General features: G+C 68.7%; 18 protein-coding genes and 2 tRNA genes. 6 read left to right on the forward strand and 14 right to left on the reverse strand.

All coding sequences use genetic code 11. The features are described 5' to 3' along the window. Positions 1-11 precede the first annotated feature (11 nt). Positions 12-542, reverse strand: coding sequence for a peptide deformylase (def, locus tag JUB11_RS03505; protein WP_207456191.1), 531 nt, complete (start codon positions 540-542; stop codon positions 12-14). Positions 543-760: 218 nt separating this feature from the next. Here def and rpsU point away from each other — a divergent pair, with 218 nt between their 5' ends. Both rpsU and panB read left to right on the forward strand, forming a co-directional pair. Further along, on the forward strand, positions 761-964 hold the full coding sequence (gene rpsU, locus JUB11_RS03510) for a 30S ribosomal protein S21 (protein WP_012974546.1): 204 nt from the start codon (positions 761-763) through the stop codon (positions 962-964). 170 nt (positions 965-1,134) lie between these two features. Beyond that, complete coding sequence (gene panB, locus JUB11_RS03515; RefSeq protein ID WP_207456192.1) at positions 1,135-1,959, forward strand: 3-methyl-2-oxobutanoate hydroxymethyltransferase; 825 nt, start codon at positions 1,135-1,137, stop codon at positions 1,957-1,959. 6 nt (positions 1,960-1,965) lie between these two features. Here the strand turns inward: panB and JUB11_RS03520 are convergent, their stop codons facing one another. From JUB11_RS03520 to JUB11_RS03540, 5 genes are all read right to left on the reverse strand, one after another. Next, positions 1,966-2,142, reverse strand: a complete 177-nt coding sequence (locus tag JUB11_RS03520) for a hypothetical protein (protein ID WP_207456194.1) — start codon at positions 2,140-2,142, stop codon at positions 1,966-1,968. 525 nt (positions 2,143-2,667) lie between these two features. Beyond that, the gene (locus JUB11_RS03525) at positions 2,668-3,738 is read right to left on the reverse strand and encodes an NAD(P)H-dependent oxidoreductase (protein ID WP_207456195.1); all 1,071 of its coding nucleotides are present in this window, start codon (positions 3,736-3,738) and stop codon (positions 2,668-2,670) included. Positions 3,739-3,873: 135 nt separating this feature from the next. Further along, entirely contained in the window at positions 3,874-5,271 is a 1,398-nt protein-coding gene (locus tag JUB11_RS03530) for an NAD(P)(+) transhydrogenase (Re/Si-specific) subunit beta (protein WP_207456196.1), read from the reverse strand. A gap of 13 nt (positions 5,272-5,284) precedes the next feature. Then, positions 5,285-5,704, reverse strand: coding sequence for an NAD(P) transhydrogenase subunit alpha (locus JUB11_RS03535; protein WP_207456197.1), 420 nt, complete (start codon positions 5,702-5,704; stop codon positions 5,285-5,287). Between the two features lie 11 nt (positions 5,705-5,715). Next, positions 5,716-6,867: a Re/Si-specific NAD(P)(+) transhydrogenase subunit alpha gene (locus JUB11_RS03540; protein WP_207456198.1), complete on the reverse strand. Its 1,152-nt coding sequence runs from the start codon at positions 6,865-6,867 to the stop codon at positions 5,716-5,718. A 357-nt stretch (positions 6,868-7,224) separates the two neighbouring features. On the opposite strand from JUB11_RS03540, the gene JUB11_RS03545 reads away from it, so the two are divergent. Then, positions 7,225-7,473: a DUF2312 domain-containing protein gene (locus JUB11_RS03545; protein ID WP_138064770.1), complete on the forward strand. Its 249-nt coding sequence runs from the start codon at positions 7,225-7,227 to the stop codon at positions 7,471-7,473. Between the two features lie 68 nt (positions 7,474-7,541). Here JUB11_RS03545 and JUB11_RS03550 read toward each other — a convergent pair whose 3' ends face one another. The 3 genes from JUB11_RS03550 to JUB11_RS03560 form a co-directional block, all read right to left on the reverse strand. Next, positions 7,542-9,728, reverse strand: a complete 2,187-nt coding sequence (locus tag JUB11_RS03550; protein ID WP_207456199.1) for an anthranilate synthase — start codon at positions 9,726-9,728, stop codon at positions 7,542-7,544. A 248-nt stretch (positions 9,729-9,976) separates the two neighbouring features. Continuing rightward, positions 9,977-10,258, reverse strand: a complete 282-nt coding sequence (locus JUB11_RS03555) for a hypothetical protein (protein WP_207456200.1) — start codon at positions 10,256-10,258, stop codon at positions 9,977-9,979. Between the two features lie 53 nt (positions 10,259-10,311). After that, the gene (locus tag JUB11_RS03560) at positions 10,312-10,887 is read right to left on the reverse strand and encodes a hypothetical protein (protein WP_207456202.1); all 576 of its coding nucleotides are present in this window, start codon (positions 10,885-10,887) and stop codon (positions 10,312-10,314) included. A 190-nt stretch (positions 10,888-11,077) separates the two neighbouring features. On the opposite strand from JUB11_RS03560, the gene JUB11_RS03565 reads away from it, so the two are divergent. Together JUB11_RS03565 and JUB11_RS03570 are read left to right on the forward strand one after the other, a co-directional pair. Then, positions 11,078-11,153, forward strand: a tRNA-Asn gene (locus tag JUB11_RS03565). 2 nt (positions 11,154-11,155) lie between these two features. Then, positions 11,156-11,232: transfer RNA gene (locus JUB11_RS03570), tRNA-Asp, on the forward strand. Positions 11,233-11,355: 123 nt separating this feature from the next. Here the strand turns inward: JUB11_RS03570 and JUB11_RS03575 are convergent. Both JUB11_RS03575 and JUB11_RS03580 read right to left on the reverse strand, forming a co-directional pair. Beyond that, positions 11,356-11,733 carry a hypothetical protein gene (locus JUB11_RS03575; RefSeq protein ID WP_207456203.1) on the reverse strand — a complete coding sequence of 126 codons (378 nt, stop codon included), beginning with the start codon at positions 11,731-11,733 and terminating at the stop codon, positions 11,356-11,358. 121 nt (positions 11,734-11,854) lie between these two features. Continuing rightward, on the reverse strand, positions 11,855-12,274 hold the full coding sequence (locus JUB11_RS03580; RefSeq protein WP_207456204.1) for a hypothetical protein: 420 nt from the start codon (positions 12,272-12,274) through the stop codon (positions 11,855-11,857). A gap of 283 nt (positions 12,275-12,557) precedes the next feature. On the opposite strand from JUB11_RS03580, the gene JUB11_RS03585 reads away from it, so the two are divergent. After that, positions 12,558-13,211, forward strand: a complete 654-nt coding sequence (locus tag JUB11_RS03585; protein ID WP_207456205.1) for a TerC family protein — start codon at positions 12,558-12,560, stop codon at positions 13,209-13,211. A gap of 82 nt (positions 13,212-13,293) precedes the next feature. On the opposite strand, the gene JUB11_RS03590 is transcribed toward JUB11_RS03585, so the two are convergent. From JUB11_RS03590 to JUB11_RS03600, 3 genes are all read right to left on the reverse strand, one after another. Further along, positions 13,294-14,046 (reverse strand): phosphatase PAP2 family protein, encoded by a 753-nt coding sequence (locus JUB11_RS03590; RefSeq protein WP_348771346.1) that lies wholly within the window; start codon positions 14,044-14,046, stop codon positions 13,294-13,296. 85 nt (positions 14,047-14,131) lie between these two features. Continuing rightward, complete coding sequence (locus JUB11_RS03595; protein ID WP_207456207.1) at positions 14,132-15,112, reverse strand: phosphoribosylaminoimidazolesuccinocarboxamide synthase; 981 nt, start codon at positions 15,110-15,112, stop codon at positions 14,132-14,134. A 155-nt stretch (positions 15,113-15,267) separates the two neighbouring features. Further along, positions 15,268-17,103, reverse strand: a complete 1,836-nt coding sequence (locus JUB11_RS03600; protein ID WP_207456210.1) for an FHA domain-containing protein — start codon at positions 17,101-17,103, stop codon at positions 15,268-15,270. Positions 17,104-17,156: the final 53 nt, after the last annotated feature.

Raw genomic sequence — 17,156 nt, forward strand, 5'->3', positions numbered from 1 at the left:
TCCTTTCCCGTTCAGTCCTTTGCCAGCGCGGCCGTGACGTGATGCGCCTCTTCATTGAACGCGAGATGGCGCAGGTCGGGCATGCGGTCGATGTAGAGAACGCCGTTCAGATGGTCGAATTCGTGCTGAACCACGCGCGCGTGGAAGCCCGCCGCCTCCCGTTCGATGGGAGCGCCGTCCAGCCCGACGCCGCGGTAGCGGATGCGGGCGTGGCGCGGCACGACTCCGCGCAGGCCGGGGATCGACAGGCAGCCCTCCCAGCCCAGCTCCATCTCCTCGCCGACCGGCTCCAGCTCCGGGTTGATCAGCACCGTGGGCTCCACCGTCTCGCCGCCGGAGCGGTCGGCCGGCACCCGGAAGACGATGATCCGCTTGGACACATGGATCTGCGGCGCCGCCAGCCCGACTCCGGGCGCGTCCTCCATCGTCTCGATCATGTCGGCGGCGAGGCGCCGGATCTCCGGATCGGTCGGGTCGCGCACCGGCTCGGCCATGGCGCGCAGCACCGGATGCCCCATGCGGGCAATCTTCAACAAGGCCATGGGGCATTATCCGGGGAACCGGAGAGCCCGGCAACTGTTTCACCTCCGACCGTCCGCCGACGCGGGCGCCGGGCCGTCCCTCTTTGGTAACGGAAGACTCTTCTTCCCTTGGAGGCTGGCCCGTGTTAGACAAGTGTTCACACAAGGGGTGCGCTCGCTGGCGCATGCCTAATTGTTGCTACGCGCAACACGGCTTCCTTTAAGGGGTGACGGTAAACGTGCAAGTTTTGGTCCGTGACAACAACGTCGATCAGGCCCTCCGCGCGCTGAAGAAGAAGATGCAGCGCGAGGGTATCTTCCGTGAGATGAAGCTGCGCCGCAACTACGAGAAGCCCTCGGAGAAGCGCGCCCGCGAGAAGGCCGAGGCCGTGCGCCGCACGCGCAAGCTGCTTCGCAAGCGCATGGAGCGCGAGGGCTATTAATCGACTGGCGCGTTCCCGCGCCGGGCACCCTTGTGTCTAGAGCACTGATCTGAACCAGCCGCCCCGTGCCTGTCGCGTGGGCGGTTTTGGTGCATCCTCCTTCCGCCGCCTGCTCTCCGATATACTGGAGATCTCTGCGGCGGGGGCCACGGCCGGAGCTACGAGGTCCCGTGAGCGCGTCGAAGCACACCACCCGAATCACCGCCCCCGCCCTGCGCGCCCGCAAGGGTGGCGAGCCGATCGTCTGCCTGACGGCCTACACCGCCCCGACCGCGCGTCTGCTCGACCCCCATGTCGACCTTCTGCTGGTCGGCGACTCGCTGGGCATGGTGGTCTACGGCTTCGACAGCACGCTGGCCGTGACGCTCGACCTGATGATCGCCCATGGCGCCGCCGTGGTGCGCGGGACCGAGCGCGCCTGCGTGGTGGTGGACCTTCCCTTCGGCAGCTACCAGGAAAGCCCGCAGGTGGCCTTCCGCGCGGCCTCGCGCGTGCTGGCGGAAACCGGCGCCCAGGCCGTGAAGCTGGAGGGCGGGGCGGAGATGGCCGAGACGGTCGCCTTCCTGACCAGCCGTGGCGTGCCCGTGATGGGCCATGTCGGGCTTCTGCCCCAGTCGGTGAACGCGCTGGGCGGCTACAAGGCCGTCGGCCGCGACCCCGCGGCGGCCGAGCGCATCCTCGCCGACGCCCGCGCCATCGCGGAAGCCGGCGCCTTCTCCCTCGTCATCGAGGGCACGATGGAGCCGCTGGCCCGCCGGATCACCGAGGAGGTGGCCGTCCCCACCATCGGCATCGGCGCCTCCCCCGCCTGCGACGGGCAGGTCCTGGTCACCGACGATATGCTCGGCCTGTTCAGCGACTTCACCCCGAAATTCGTGAAGCGCTTCGCCGACCTCGGCCCGGCCATCGCCGAGGCCGCCGCCGGCTATGCGGCCGAAGTGAAGGCCCGCCAGTTCCCGGGGCCGGAGCACTGTTTCGGGGTGAAGAAAGGGTAAGAGGCGTTAGCGGCGACCTGGAAGGCCCGTTTCGTCATAGCCGAGGATATCGTCGGGTGCGCGGGAGTCGAACACAGGCTGGGCGGCCAGTTCGCGGTGCAGCCGCACCATGCGGTCTTCGGCTTCATCGCCATTGCGAACCCGTTGCCTCATGCGCTCCGCTTCGTCGCTTTTGACGCTCATGGATCGGCGCTCCGCATAGCTGTCTGTAAATAGGTCCAGAACCACCCTTCCACCGTTATCCCGGCGGACGCGCATAGGCGCTAACTGTTGCATGTTCGTCCGTTCCACCGAAGCTTGTACCTTCCCTCCTCGTCATCCCCGCGGACGCGCATGAGCGCTAACTTTTGCATGTTCGTTCGCTCGACCGAAGCCCGCGCCATCCCACCTCGTCATTCCCGCGAAAGCGGGAATCCAATCCCTTCCCGCAGCGAACCTATTGGAAACTCTGGATCCCCGCGTCCGCGGGGATGACGGTGGAGAGGCGGTCGGATGCTCGGTTTCGTCGGTCGATTCTCAAAGTTAGCGCCTATGCGCGGACGCGGGGATCCAGGGTTTTCAACGGTTCCGCTTTGGGAGGAACTGGATTCCCGCTCTCAAGCAAACTTCGTTTGCTCTGACGCGGCAGGCGAATGCCAGAAGCATTCGCCAAGAGCGTTTCGCGGGAATGACGTCGCAGGATGACTTACCTGCACCCTCCGAACAGACCTAACCCTCCCGCCGCTTTTCCCCCTCCGACCGCTTGGGCCCGAGCGTGGCGTCGTCGTTGAGACCCTGGGCCTGCTGCTCGGCCGGGGATGAGCCGGCGGGCGGGAGGCCCACGCCCATGCGCAGTTCGCGCCATTTCAGCCGCAGGTCGGCCAGACGGTGGCCCGGGGCCTCGTGGCCGTAGGCGCGGTATTGGTTCGGGGGCACCTTGCCCTTGGCGCGGACATGGGCCGCGAAGGCGTCCACCCAGCCGTCGAAATCCGCCATGACCCCAGCCTCGGCGACCATGTCCTCCGCCTGGTTGTCGCTGTAGGGCTTGCCGTTGCCGAACTCCCGGTAGCGCCAGAGCGCGTCCGGCACCTCGATCCCGCTGTAGCGGCACTGCCAGACCAGCGGCGCGTAGGCGTCGCGCATGTCGGCGAAGGGTTCCTTGTCGGGGTCGAACCAGTGCGGATGGCGGAGATTCTTCGGGCGGCCGCTCCCGTCGTCCTCGGCGGCGCCCGCGTCGCCGTAGCAGAAGAAGGCGGCGCTGCGGCCCTCCAGGTGGTTCTGCGACAGCTCGGCCCATTCGGGCGCGTGCTCCAGCGCCATCGCCCGTTCCGGGTCCTTGTGGCCGATCAGATCCTCGCGCGGGTTGCCGCCGCTGGCGCAGACCAGCCGGTCGAACATCAGCTTCAGATTGCTGGTCGGGGCGTACCAGTTGACCGGCCCGATCACCGCCCAGGCATCGGCGAGGTCGAGCCGGGCGTAGAGGCCGAGGTCCCACATCAGGTCCGGCTCGGCCTTGTTGTCCGCCTCGTAGCAGTTGCAGGGCCAGACGCAGAGCGCCATGGAGGTGGAGGCGCAGGCGTTGCAGCTCTGGATGCGGGCGCGGCCGAAAACGTTGCCGAGATCCTCGGCATCCACCTCCCACTCCTCCGGCAGGCGGCGCACCATGCGCTGCATCAGGGCGCGCGCCTTGGAATCGACGCCGGGGCAGTTGTATTGGCGCCGGTCGGAGCCGGCGATCACCAGCACGCGAAAGGGCCGCCGCTCCGGCGGCAGGGCTCCATTGGCGTCGTCGGGCTTCATGGCAACCGCTCCCCTTCGCGTCCCAAACCCCAGGCAAACAGCGGGGCATGGCGGAAGGTCCGGCGGAAAAGAAAAGCCCCCGGAGCGCGAGCGCTCCGGGGGCCTGACAGGCCGCTCCCTTCCGAGGAGACGCCCTTACTCCATCGACTTGACGACTTCCTCGGTGACCTTCTTGGCGTCGCCGAAGAGCATCATGGTGTTGGGGCGGAAGAACAGCTCGTTGTCGACGCCGGCGTAGCCCGAGGACATGCCGCGCTTGATGAAGAAGACGGTCTTGGCCTTCTCCACGTCCAGGATCGGCATGCCGTAGATCGCCGAGGTCGGGTCGGTCTTGGCGGCCGGGTTGGTGACGTCGTTGGCGCCGATGACGAAGGCCACGTCCGCCGACTGGAAGTCGCGGTTGATGTCCTCCAGCTCGAACACCTCGTCGTAGGGCACGTTGGCCTCGGCCAGCAGCACGTTCATGTGACCGGGCATGCGGCCCGCGACCGGGTGGATGGCGTACTTCACCGAAACGCCCTCGTGCTTCAGCGCGTCGGCCATCTCGCGCAGGGCATGCTGCGCCTGCGCCACCGCCATGCCGTAGCCGGGGACGATGATGACCGTCTGGGCGTTCTTCATGATGTAGGCGGCGTCCTCGGGCGAGCCGACCTTGACCGAGCCGCGGTCGCCGCCGCCGGCGCCACCGGCCGCACCACCCGCCGCGTCACCGCCGAAGCCGCCGAGGATCACGTTGAAGATCGAGCGGTTCATGCCCTTGCACATGATGTAGGACAGGATCGCGCCCGAGGAGCCGACCAGCGCGCCGGTGACGATCAGCGTGTTGTTCTGCATCGTGAAGCCGATGCCCGCCGCCGCCCAGCCGGAGTAGCTGTTCAGCATCGAGACGACCACCGGCATGTCGGCGCCGCCGATCGGCAGGATCAGCAGGAAGCCGAGCGCCAGCGAGACCAGCACGATCAGCCAGAGCGCCGTGTCGGAGTTGGAGGCGACCAGCCAGACGATCAGCAGGATCGTCAGCACGCCGAGGCCGGCGTTCAGGTAATGCTGCCCCGTGAAGACCAGCGGCTTGCCGGTGACCAGACCCTGGAGCTTGGCGAAGGCGACGACCGAACCGGTGAAGGTGATGGCGCCGATCGCGGTGCCCAGCGCCATCTCGATCAGCGAGCCGGTCGCGATGTTGCCGCGCACGCCGATGCCGTAGCCTTCCGGCGCGTAGTAGGCGGACAGCGCCACGAAGACGGCGGCGAGGCCGACGAGGCTGTGGAAGGCCGCGACGAGCTGCGGCAGGGCCGTCATCTCGATCTTCTTGGCGATGACGTAGCCGATGGCGCCGCCGATGGCGATGCCGAGAACGATCATCCAGTAGGACTGGACGATGGGCGAAGCCAGCGTCGTGCCGATGGCGACGACCATGCCGACCATGCCGTAGATGTTGCCTTGCCGGGAGGTCTCCGGCGACGACAGGCCCCTCAGCGCCATGATGAAGCAGACCGAGGCGACCAGATAGAGAAGGGCGGTAAGCGTTTCCATGGTTCGGTTCCCCTTACGTGCCCTTCTTCTTGAACATGCTCAGCATGCGCTGAGTGACGAGGAAGCCGCCGAAGATGTTCACCGAGGCGAGGATGACCGCGAGGAAACCCAGGACCTTGGAGAAGCTGAAGCCGGCGGGGCCGGCGGCGATCAGCGCGCCGACGATGATGACCGAGGAGACGGCGTTGGTGACGGCCATCAGCGGCGAGTGCAGCGCCGGCGTGACGCGCCAGACGACGTAGTAGCCGACGAAGCAGGCCAGGATGAAGACCGTCAGGCCGGTGATGAAGAAGTTGCCGTGGCCGGCCGCTTCCGCCACCTGGGCGGGGGCGGAGGTGGCCACCTGGGCGGCGAGCGCGTCGGCCTGCTGGCCGAGCGCGGCAAGCTGGGCCTTCAGCTCGGCGATGCGGGTTGCCAGTTGGGTCTGGTCCATGAGGGGTCTCCTTAGCCGGCGAAGGCGGGATGCACGACCTGGCCGTCGCGGGTCAGCGCGATGGCCTTGACGATCTCATCCTCCCAATCGACCTTGACGCTCTTGGCGTCCTTGTCGTGGAGGAGGGTGATCACCGCCAGCAGGTTCTTGGCGTAGAGCAGCGAGGAGGCCTCGGCCATGCGGCTCGGGTAGTTGGTGTGGCCGACGATCTTCACGCCGTTGTCCGTCACCACGACCTCGCCGGGGCGGGAGCCCTCGACGTTGCCGCCCTGCTCGACCGCGAGGTCGATCAGGACCGAACCCGGCTTCATGGAGGCGACATGCTCCGCCGTCACCAGCACCGGGGCCTTGCGGCCGGGGATCAGCGCGGTGGTGATGACGATGTCCTGCTTCTTGATGTGCTCCGCCACCAGCGCCGCCTGCTGGCGCTTGTAGTCGTCGGACATTTCCTTGGCGTAGCCGCCGGCCGTCTCGGCCTGCTTGAACTCGTCGTTCTCGACGGCGACGAAGGTCCCGCCGAGCGACTGCACCTGCTCCTTAACGGCCGGGCGCACGTCGGTCGCCGAGACGATGGCGCCCAGGCGCTTGGCGGTCGCGATGGCCTGGAGGCCGGCCACGCCCACGCCCATGATGAAGGCGCGGGCCGGCGGAACCGTGCCGGCGGCGGTCATCATCATCGGGAATGAGCGGCCATACTCGCTGGCCGCGTCGACCACGGCCTTGTAGCCGGCGAGGTTGGCCTGGGAGGACAGGACGTCCATGACCTGCGCACGGGTGATGCGCGGCATGAACTCCATGGCGAAGGCGTTCACGCCCGCCGTGGCGTAGGCCTGCAGCGACTCGCGCGCGTTGTGCGGCTGAAGGATGCCGAAGAGCATCGCGCCCTTCTTCATCAGCGCCAACTCGTCCTGGCCGCCCTCGGCGGCCGTGAGGGGGCGCTGCACCTTCAGCACGACATCCGCGTCGGCAAGCGCCGAGGCGGCGTCCGGCGCGATGGTCGCGCCGGCATCGGCGAAGGTCTGGTCCGGAATGCTGGCACCGGTGCCCGCCCCAGTTTCCACCACCACGTCCAGGCCAAGACCCTTCAGCTTCTTGACCGTTTCGGGCGATGCGGCGACGCGCAGCTCACCCGCGCGCCGCTCCCGGGGTATGGCGACTTTCATAAGGTTCCCCTCCCATACGCAAACCGGCCGAGCGACGGGAGGCACGGAGCCACCAACGCGCTAGCCGCAAACGGCGCGACCAACTGTCACGCCCAAGCAACGGTGTTACCAATCCTGGAAGAGATGCGCAACAACACCGCGAGTTTTGCCGCGTCGTAGAAAAGCAAACGCCACATAACTGTTTGTAAGCCGAACCAACATTGTTGTTCTCGGGGGCGGGATCCGGCAGTCCCGACGGGAGCCTCCCGTGAGAAGAGACGGACACCGTTCCCGAAAGGTGCCGCTGCGCTTGCGCTCCGCCGCGCCCGTCGATATCGTCCGCGCCTGCTTACAGCTTATCGAAGAGGTTACCCCATCATGTCCGACGTCGGCGGAATCGCGGCGGATCGCCTGAAATCCTTTGTCGAGCGCATCGAGCGCCTGGAAGAGGAAAAGCGCGGCCTTCAGGAGGACGTGAAGGAAGTCTATGCCGAGGCCAAGGGCACCGGCTTCGACGTCAAGATCATCCGGCAGATCATTCGTCTGCGGAAGATGGACAAGGCCGACCGCCAGGAGCAGGAAGCCCTGCTCGACCTCTACAAGGAAGCCCTGGGCATGGTGGAGTAAGGGACGGCGGCCGGTTTCGCGCCGGCCGCGCCCCTTCTGCCCGAGGCGGCCCCCGCATCCGTGGGATCTTACGCCGCCTCCATCCGCGCCCGGACGGTCAGCCGGGACATCACGTTGCCCATCAGCCTCAGCCCCACCCCGTCCTTCTGCGTGAGGATCGACTCCGGGTGGAACTGCACGGCCGCCAGCGGCAGGGTCCGGTGCTCCACCGCCATGACCTGCCCGTCCGCCGTCTCCGCCGTGACGGCCAGTTCCGCCGGCATCCGGTCGCGCCGCGCCACCAGCGAGTGGTAGCGCCCGACGGGAAACCGCTCCGGCAGCCCCTCGAACAGCCGCCCGCCCAGCACCCGCACCTCCGACGCCTTGCCATGCACCGGCTCGGGCAGCAGGGCGAGCGCGCCGCCGAACCGTTCCACCATGCCCTGAAGGCCGAGACAGACGCCGAAGACCGGGACCGCCCGCGCCAGCGCGGCGTCGATCAGGCCGGCCACGTCGAAGTCCGCCGGCCGCCCCGGCCCGGGCGACAGCAGGAGGAGGTCCGGCGCCTCGCGCAGCAGGGCCCCGCGCGCGTGCCCGTGGCGCAGGGTGGCGACCTCCGCCCCGGTCTGCCGGATATAGTCCGCAAGGGTGTTCACGAAGCTGTCGTCATGGTCCGCCAGCAGCACCCGGCGGCCCGCCCCAGGCTTGGTCTCCGGCACGGCGGAGGCGGGAAGCGACGGGACCAGCCCCTTCAGCACGGCGAGGAAGGCGGCGGCCTTCAGCCGGCATTCCGCGTCCTCCGCCTCCGGGTCACTGTCGGCGAGCAGGGTTGCCCCGGCACGCACCGAGGCGACACCGTCCTTCATGCGGATCGTGCGCAGAGTCAGGCCGGTGTCGAGCCCTCCGTCGAAGCCGATGCGCCCGAAGGCGCCACCGTACCAGCGGCGTACGAAAGGCTCGTGATCCTCCAGGAACTGCATGGCGCGGCGCTTGGGCGCACCGGTGACCGTCACCGCCCAGCTGTGTGTGAGGAAGGCGTCCAGCGCGTCGTAGCCCTCGCGCAGCCGCCCTTCCACATGGTCCACCGTGTGGATGAGGCGGGAATAGAGTTCGATCATGCGGCGGCCGAGAAGGCGGACGCTGCCCGGCTCGCAGACCCGCGCCTTGTCGTTGCGGTCCACGTCGGTGCACATGGTCAGTTCCGCCTCTTCCTTTGCGGAGTTCAGCAGCATGCGGATTTGGGCGGAATCCTCCAGCGCGTCCGCACCGCGCGCGGCCGTGCCGGAAATGGGGCAGGTCTCCACCCGTCGTCCGGCGACGCGCACGTACATCTCCGGGCTGGCGGCCACCAGGAACTCGCCTTCGCCGAGATTCACCAGCGCCTCGTAGGGCGCCGGGTTGGCGGCGCGCAGGCGGCGGAACAGGGTGGAGGGGCTGTCGGCGCAGGGCTCGGCGAAGGTCTGGCCGGGCACGGCCTCGAACAGGTCGCCCCGGCGGAACGCCTCCTTCGCCGCCGCGACCACCGCCGGATAGGCGCCTGGGGCATGGTCGCAGCCGCCCTGGGCATTGGTGGCCGCGCGGTAGCCATGGACCCGCCCCTCGCGCGGCAGCCCGGCCGTCGAAGCCTCGCCCACGGTGAAGTCGTAGGTGAAGCGGCGCGCCACCCCGCCCGCGGGGTCGGTGACGACCAGCCGGTCCGGCAGGTAGAGCAGCAGGTCGCGCTGGTCGTCCGGTCGCTCCAGCCGCAGGCGGATCGGCTCGAACTGGAAGGCCAGGTCGTAGCCGAAGGCACCGTACAGCCCGAGCAGCGGGTCGTCGGGTGCGGCGAACAGGCCGGTGAGCGCCCGCAGGACGGAAAAGACCGAAGGCTGCCGGCTGCGCTCCTCCTCCGCGAAGGCGCGGGCGGGCTTGGCGGTCAGCGCCGTGACGCGGGCCGGCGCCGTTTCGAGCCCGGCCAGCGCGCCGAGCCCGCGCAGGGCCCCGGCCACCGCGGGCAGGAGGATCTGGCCCCGCCGGTTCAACGCCTCGATGCGGACGGTGCGCCCGCGCGCCGTGACCGCGAGCGGCGGATCGGTGAAGCCCAGGGCGTGCCGGCGGTAACGGCCCGGCGCTTCCACCCCGCTCGCCAGCAAGAGACCGCGGCGGCTGTCCAGGGCATTGATCACGGGGTCCAGCGCGGCATCGGGCGCGAGTACCTCCGCGCTACGGGACACGGCGATACTGCCGGCGGTCCGGTAGGTCAAAGGGGCGAGGTGGGCGGGGTCGGCGAGGAACATCGGGTTCTCCGGGTCTCATGTGCGTGGACGGCGCACCCGGAGTTCCCACTCGACGTCTCTTTCCCGCATCGGGAACGAAAAAGGCCGCCCGGAACCCCGGGCGGCCTTTTTCGAGTCTCAAGCGCTCACGCGCGTCTCTTGGCCGGCCCGGACAGGTCGGGCCGCCACCAAAGGCGCGAGAGGGTGAGCGGGACTGTGTTCATGGGCCATAATGGGCCATGAGGGCGGCGGGCCTGTCAAGGCCCGCCTCACGCCGGCATGTTCTGACTGTCCGGGTCATCGCCCATCGGCAGGTCGGCGTTGCCGTCCCCATCCTTCTTGTGGGCCTCACCCTTATGGGCCTCACCGGGGCGGTCGGTTCCACCGGGAACGTAGGGATCGGCCGGAGCGGCGGGATCGCCGTCCCGGATGCCGCTGTCGGTGGCTCCGCCGAATCCGGGGGTCAGGCTGCCGCCCTGGTCGCCTTCGTTGTTACCGGTCCGGCCGCCGAGTCCGCCTTGGCCGGGTTGCTGTGGGTTGCCATTGGCCACATCCGCCTCCTTGAATGGTTCAAGGGGGAGAACAGGCCGGCGGGGCGACCGTTTCAGCCGCGCTGCGGCCAGGCGCGCCGCGCGAGGCGGGCGTCGAGGTCGTCGGCCTCCAGCGTCGGCTCGCCGAGCGTCCGCATCACGAAGCAGAAGGTGTCGAGCACGCGGTCGAACACGATCTCCTGGTCGTCGGGCCGGCGGCTGACCGTCACGATGGCGTGGCCGGCGGCGCGCGCCACCGCGCCGTCGCCGCGCAGGCCCCGCACGCCCCAGCCGGCGAGCGCCGCCTTGCAGCGGAACAGCTCGACCGAGAAACGGGTCGGGCTTACGTCCTTCACCACATAGGTCGCCGCGACCGCCAGCGGGGCCAGCAGGCCGTCCCAGTCCAGGCAGTCCTCCCGCGACACCCACATGCCCCCCACCGAGCATGGGGCGGCACCGATGGCGTCGCCCAGGCCCGCGCGGAAGGCGCGCAGGACCTCCACAGCCTCGGTCGCGGGCATCGGCTCGACGCGCTCGCCCTCGGGCATGAGCATCAGGCGCCCCGCCCATTCGGAGGAAGGCGGGAGCTGTTCCGTCAGGCGGAGCATCAGCGCTTCGCGAGCGGCGGCGAAGGGGAGGATCTTCGTCATACGGCTTAGGCCGAACCGAATGGTTGTAGGGGATGGCGGGTCTGGTAATGGAAAAGCGCTTATTCTGTCAACCAAAAGGCGTATCCGGGCCCGTTTTATCACAGCCTGGAAGGGATCGCCGCGAAATGGGTTTAGGCGGTTACATTGCGCTTGCCAGGAGCCGCAGCCCGGCTTATAAGGCGGCCTCCGTTCCGGATTAGCTCAGTCGGTAGAGCAGCGGACTGTTAATCCGCGTGTCGCTGGTTCGAGTCCAGCATCCGGAGCCATTGCGGGTGTAGCTCAGTTGGTTAGAGCGCCGGCCTGTCACGCCGGAGGCCGCGGGTTCAAGTCCCGTCACTCGCGCCATCCCCCTTCCGGGGCATGGCCCATGCTTCTTCCAGGAATTTCCGAACAATCCGCTCCGCCCTTCGAGCCGCAGGCCCTGCCCGCGGCTCTTGCCGTTTGCGGCCCCGGGCGGACCGCCTCAGGTCAGGCTTGATCCGTGTCGGGCGCGGCCTTCCTCGCGGCGGCGGTCTCGTCCTCGATCACGGCGAGGATGCGCTTCAGCGCGTCGGCCGACAGAGGACTTTCCATGTTCAGCACGTCGGCGAATTTCCGGATCGCGCCGATGCTGCGCCGCTTGGACACGAAATCGGCGTCGCCCGGCTGCTCGGGCTCCACATAGGGACCCTTGTAGAAAGAGCCGCGGAAGCCCCATTGCCGCTTGCCGTCCGCGCGCCATTCCGAATTGTCGGACAGCACCATGCAGCGGTTGTCGTGGGTGAAGGCCTTCACCTTGGCGATGGTTTGGGGGCCGCTCTGGCTTGCATGGACCGTCACGCGGTCGCCGACCCTGAACTCGCTCATTTGCCTCTCGAAAACTGAAAACCGCCGTCGCTCCGGCCGCCGGCAGGACACCCCTCCGGCGGACGCGCGCCGGCACCCTGCCCTATCCCCGCCGCTTCGTCCAGGGTTGCCGCCCAGCGCGTCAGGCCGCCCTGGCGCCGTTGAGGGCCGCGAGGAAGCCGGAAGCGGCCTTGCGCGGCACGCCGCCCCCGCCACTGCCGCTTCCACTGCCACTGCCGCCACGCGGTGCCGGAACCGCCTCGCCGGGACCGCGCCGGGCCGCCTGCGCTTCCTTCTGCGCGCGGGCGACGATCCGCTCGCGGAATTCGCGGTCGAGCGACTGGAAGACGCGCGAGGCCTCGCGCAGTTCCTGTTGGCTGCGCGATTCCAGGGTCCGCGCCAGGGCGCCCGACAACAGACGGAATTCCAGGAGGCCGGGGACCCTCACCTGCTCCACCGCCTGCGCCAGAATACGAATCGCTTGCAAATGATCCTGGTCCAGATCGCCTTGCGACATAGGTCCTCGGAACTCGCCACCGAAAAGCAATAGATCTTTATCCATCCGCCGGATTCCGGCGTCAATGCCCGCCGGAATCCAATCATAGGTTTTTTCTCTATGCGCAAAAGGGACTTGAGGGACGGGCGGGATACAGGTACATGACTCCTACCAGACCGGGCCCCTCTGGCAGCCTTCAGGGTTGCGATGTCGGACTGGATAGTTGGAGTGGCCTGGTTGCTTCTCCGTTTCGCGGTCGCGGAGCGGATTGCAGACCGGTGGACGTTGTGTCCCCGGTGAAATGCCTAAGCGCCACTCTGCGATTTTTCTTAATGGGGAAAGACGTCGCATGGGTGAATTGTTTACAGCCGACGCGTTGACGGCCCTGATCCAGGTCATCATGATCGACCTGGTGCTGGCCGGCGACAACGCCATCGTCATCGGCCTCGCGGCGGCCGGCCTGCCCAAGGAGCAGCGCAACAAGGCCATCCTGGTCGGCATCATCGCCGCGACCTTGATGCGCATCGGCTTCGCGGCCATCACGACCCAGCTTCTCGCCATCGTCGGCCTTCTGCTGGCCGGCGGCATCCTGCTGCTGTGGGTGTCCTGGAAGATGTGGCGCGAGCTGCGCACGTCCCACCAGGAAGAGGTGGACGCGAACGAGGCGCTGACCGACGAGGACCTGAACAAGGACGGCACGGTCTCCGGCTCCAAGCCGAAGAAGACCTTCGCCCAGGCCGCCTGGCAGATCATCGTCGCCGACGTGTCCATGTCGCTCGACAACGTGCTGGCGGTCGCCGGTGCCGCCCGCGAGCATCCGTCGGTGCTCGTGATCGGTCTGGCGCTCTCCATCGCCCTGATGGGTCTGGCGGCGACCTTCATCGCGCGTCTGCTGAACAACCATCGCTGGATCGCCTACGTCGGTCTGCTGGTCATCCTCTACGTCTCGCTGGAGATGATCTACCGCGGCGCCCTGGAAGTCTGGCCGTACGTCTTCGGCTGAAGCTTCGGGTCATAGCATCGGGAAGGGTGGGGTCCGAATGGACCCCACCTTTTTTATTGCCCATTTTTTTGCCCAGGCGGCATCAGGGCATCCGCGCCTCGTCTTCCCGCCCGAGATCGGCCACGGTCTCGTGATCGTCCTCGACCGTGCCGCGGCTCTGGAGCCAGGCGGCGGCCACCCAGCAGAGCAAGGCCCAGGCGGCCCCGGCGGTCCAGCCGGCCAGGACGTCGGTCGGCCAGTGGACGCCCAGATAGACGCGGCTCATCCCGACCATCAGGGTCAGAAGGATCGCGATCACCAGCACATAGGCCTTGAGCCGGCGCCGGGGGACGAAACGGGCGAGCAGGGCGCCGAGCGTCAGGTAGACGACCGCCGACAGCATGGAATGGCCGCTCGGGAAGCTCGCCGTGTAGACGACCTGTCCGTGCGGGACCAGATCGGGCCGCGCGCGGTCGATGCCGAGCTTCAACAGGGTGCTGAGCAGGATCCCGCCGCCGACGGAGGCGAGCAGAAACAGCGGCGCGCTCCGTTTCTCCATGAGCAGGAGGAACCCCACCGCGGCCAGCGTGATCAGGATCAGCACCGTCATGCTGCCGAGTGCCGTGATGTCGCGCGCCATCTCCTCGACCCAGGAGGGGCCGAGGGGATTCGACGGGTCGGCGGCATCGCGCAGGGCCAGAAGCAACAGGCGGTCGAGCGCCTGGGTTTCGCCTTCCAGCACTTCGCCGGCCAGAGCGACGAAGGCGGACAGAAGTGCCGCGACGGCGAGCGCGCCGCCGAGGATGGCCAGCTCATGCCGGCCCAGCCGGCTCCAGATTCCCTCCCGCAACCTCACCGCCACCTCCCCCGCCGCTTTGTCTCACGGCAGGGGAACGCCACGGCGGGGCCGTGGGTTGCAGAGCGGAACCGGGAAGGCCGGGTTAAGCCGGGACGTAGGGGGCGAGGTTCTTGCGGATGCGGTCGAGGACGGGGGTATCGTCCGTCGGCAGAGGGAAGGGCCGGCCGGTGATGGTCTCGAACACGTCGATGTAGACGCGGGCGGCCTCCATGATGACCTCCGCCGGGATCTCGGGGATCGCATCCTTGTAGGGGTCGCAGCGCGCGACCACCCAGCTGCGCACGAAGTCCTTGTCGAAGCTCTCCGGCTTCTGGCCGGCCTTGAACCGCTCCGGGTAGCTCGACGCGAACCAGTAGCGCGAGCTGTCGGGCGTGTGGATCTCGTCGGCCAGAATGATCCGGCCGTCCTCGTCGAAGCCGAACTCGTACTTGGTGTCCACCAGGATCAGCCCGCGCTCGGCCGCCATCTCCCGCCCGCGCGCGAACAGGGCCAGCGCCTTCTCCGACACCTCGTCCCACTGCGCCTGGGTCAGCACGCCGCGCGCGACGATCTCCCCGGCGGTGATCTCCTCGTCGTGGCCGGCGTCGAAGGCCTTGGTGGTCGGGGTGAGGATGGTGCGCTCGAGCTTCTGGTTCTCGACCATGCCGTCGGGGAAGCGATGGCCGTACATCTCCCGCCGGCCCGTCTTGTAGATGGACCAGATCGACGTGCCGGTGGTGCCGGCCATGTAGTCGCGCACGACGATCTCGACCGGCATGATGTTCAGCCGCTTGGCGACGACGACGTTGGGGTCCGGGTATTCCAGCACGTGGTTGGGGCAGAGATCCTTCGTCGCCTCGAACCAGTGGCGGGCGATCTGGGTCAGCACCTGTCCCTTGAAGGGGATGGCGGTGAGGATGCGGTCGAAGGCGGACAGCCGGTCGGTGGCGACGATCACCCGGCGCCCGTCGGGCAGATCGTAATTCTCCCGCACCTTGCCCCGGTAATGGTTCGGCAGCTCCGGCAGGGCCGCGTCGGCCAGGATGTGGGACAGGTAGGGGGCGAGGCGGGCGCTGTCGACCATGGTGCGGGTCCGGACTGGGATAGGGATGGGGGCGGAATGCGCCGGCATCATAACGCAATGGCGCCGTTCGGCCAGCGGCGATGTCGGCCCGGCGGCGCAGGCCAGCCCCACGGGAACCGGCTCCCCGCCACCGCTTCCGCTCCTGCCATCGGCACCTAGCGCAGTGGCTTGATGGCCCAGACCAGCCGAGCGGGCGGATGCTCCTGGTCCGCCGTCCCGATGAGGATTTCCCCCAACGCGGGCAGGACCAGGGCATCTCCGCTGTGGAGCCGCCGGGTGCCGGCGCCTGGAAGCACGACCGAGGTTCCGTTCCGGCTGCTGTCCGTCAGGACGAACTGCCCGTCGCGGACGGACAGCGTCGCGTGCCGGCGCGAGGCCGCCGCGACGTCGAGCTGCACGTCGCAGTCCGGCGAGCGCCCAAGGACGAGCTCCGCCCCCTCCCCGGACAGCCGGTGGCGCCGGCCGGCATGGGAAAGGGTAAGGCCGAGCGCGGCGGGTCCGGCCTTCGCGAGGTCCAACGTCTCCGCGCGTGCCCGGGCAAGGCGCGCGCGCTCCGTCTCGGGAACGGCGCCGATCCGCGCGATCAGCCGGGTCACGAGGGGAGGCGGAACGCCGGCGTCGCGCAGCCGGCCGCCAAGCACCTTCCTGAGTTCGGGCAAGGACACGCCGGGGGGGGCCAGCTCCGCGGCGGAGCGCACATGGTCGAACTCCTCCGCCAAGAGCCGGCCCAGGACCGCCGCCCTGCCCTGTCCGAGGCCGCTGCTCGCCAGATCGATCAGATAGCCGATCCGCGCGGCCGGTCCGCGCAGCCGGCCGATCAGGCGCTGCACCGCATCCTCGAAAGGCAGGTCCAGGCCGCCGTTGCCGAAGGCGAGTTTCGCGCGCCGGGTCAGGGCCGCCGCCATGGCGGGGCCGCCCCGGTAGCCCTCGAAGACGGCAAGCCGGTCGGCGAGGGCCTGGAGCGCCGCGGCTTCCGCCGGGCCGCCCTCGTGGGTCAGCGGGGTCAACCCATCGAGCCCGCCGCGCACGCGCCGCAGCAGCGCCTCGCGGACATGGATGAAGCCGCCGGCCCCGCTCTCAACGGCGCCGATCGCCTCCGACAGCGCGAGCAGTTCGGCGGTGTGGGGCAGCCGGTCGTCGAGAGCGCCCCGCTCGGTTTCCACCAGGGAATGGAGCGCGCTCGCCAGATCGGGGGCGTAGCCGATCAGGGCGCGCACCGGCTCCCGCCCGTCCACGGTTTCGGCCAGGAACTCGTCCACGAGCCGCACCGACTCTCCGTTCCCGTCCTCACGCAGGCGGAGGAGGGCGGTGACCTTGGGCCGCCAGTCCCGGTGCGGCTCCAGGAGCGCGGCGACGGCATGGGTGACGATGCGGTCGCGCTCCTCCGGCGGGTGTTCCGCCGTCGCCGCCAGAAGCCCGGCCACGCCGCCGCGCGCCAGCGCGGCATCGCAGCCGGCGAGCGACGCGGCGTGCTGCGCGAGATCCTTCAAGCCGTGGAACAGCCGTTCGAGTTGGCCATGCCGTTCGTCCGGCTGCATGCCGAGCATGGGGGCCTGAAGGGCGGCCAATCGGTTCAGCGCCGGCCCGAAGAGAAGCGCCTCGCGCTCGAATGCGCGCAGGGCGGAATAGCGGTGCAGCTGCTCGGACGGGATGACCTGCTCCTCGTCGAAATAAGCGCGCAGCAGCCGCAGCAGCGTCATCCGGCTCTCGAAGGAGAAGACCTGCAGGACGTCGGCGCACAGGTTGGCGCCGTCGATGGCCGAGATCGTGGTGGGCTTCGCGCCACCGGCCACCGCCTTCTCGAAGATCGTCTCTTCCTTGCCGGCCCTGGTGATCCGGAGGACGCGCACGACCGGGAATTTGGCGAGGCGCAGCAGGTACTGCGCCCGCTCCAGCGCCGGCCGCTCCTCATCGAAAACGCGGTCGATGCTGGACCGGCCGTCCTGCTCGACCATCACTTCGAAGGTGGCTTCCCGACGCCACGACATCATGGTGAACGCGCTCCCGGCAAGCTGCTCTCCCGGCCTTCCCTGGTCCGGACCGA

Origin of the sequence: Azospirillum sp. SYSU D00513, from assembly GCF_017356015.1 — a bacterium.
Taxonomy (GTDB): domain Bacteria; phylum Pseudomonadota; class Alphaproteobacteria; order Azospirillales; family Azospirillaceae; genus Azospirillum.

What these genes read in the sequence shown, in the direction of transcription:
- def (WP_207456191.1), bottom strand. Translation starts at nt 542, where the DNA reads ATGGCCTTGTTGAAGATTGCCCGCATGGGGCATCCGGTGCTGCGCGCC.
- JUB11_RS03520 (WP_207456194.1), bottom strand. Translation starts at nt 2,142, where the DNA reads ATGAGCGTCAAAAGCGACGAAGCGGAGCGCATGAGGCAACGGGTTCGC.
- JUB11_RS03525 (WP_207456195.1), bottom strand. Translation starts at nt 3,738, where the DNA reads ATGAAGCCCGACGACGCCAATGGAGCCCTGCCGCCGGAGCGGCGGCCC.
- JUB11_RS03530 (WP_207456196.1), bottom strand. Translation starts at nt 5,271, where the DNA reads ATGGAAACGCTTACCGCCCTTCTCTATCTGGTCGCCTCGGTCTGCTTC.
- JUB11_RS03535 (WP_207456197.1), bottom strand. Translation starts at nt 5,704, where the DNA reads ATGGACCAGACCCAACTGGCAACCCGCATCGCCGAGCTGAAGGCCCAG.
- JUB11_RS03540 (WP_207456198.1), bottom strand. Translation starts at nt 6,867, where the DNA reads ATGAAAGTCGCCATACCCCGGGAGCGGCGCGCGGGTGAGCTGCGCGTC.
- JUB11_RS03545 (WP_138064770.1), top strand. Translation starts at nt 7,225, where the DNA reads ATGTCCGACGTCGGCGGAATCGCGGCGGATCGCCTGAAATCCTTTGTC.
- JUB11_RS03550 (WP_207456199.1), bottom strand. Translation starts at nt 9,728, where the DNA reads ATGTTCCTCGCCGACCCCGCCCACCTCGCCCCTTTGACCTACCGGACC.
- JUB11_RS03560 (WP_207456202.1), bottom strand. Translation starts at nt 10,887, where the DNA reads ATGACGAAGATCCTCCCCTTCGCCGCCGCTCGCGAAGCGCTGATGCTC.
- JUB11_RS03575 (WP_207456203.1), bottom strand. Translation starts at nt 11,733, where the DNA reads ATGAGCGAGTTCAGGGTCGGCGACCGCGTGACGGTCCATGCAAGCCAG.
- JUB11_RS03580 (WP_207456204.1), bottom strand. Translation starts at nt 12,274, where the DNA reads ATGGATAAAGATCTATTGCTTTTCGGTGGCGAGTTCCGAGGACCTATG.
- JUB11_RS03585 (WP_207456205.1), top strand. Translation starts at nt 12,558, where the DNA reads ATGGGTGAATTGTTTACAGCCGACGCGTTGACGGCCCTGATCCAGGTC.
- JUB11_RS03595 (WP_207456207.1), bottom strand. Translation starts at nt 15,112, where the DNA reads ATGGTCGACAGCGCCCGCCTCGCCCCCTACCTGTCCCACATCCTGGCC.
- JUB11_RS03600 (WP_207456210.1), bottom strand. Translation starts at nt 17,103, where the DNA reads ATGATGTCGTGGCGTCGGGAAGCCACCTTCGAAGTGATGGTCGAGCAG.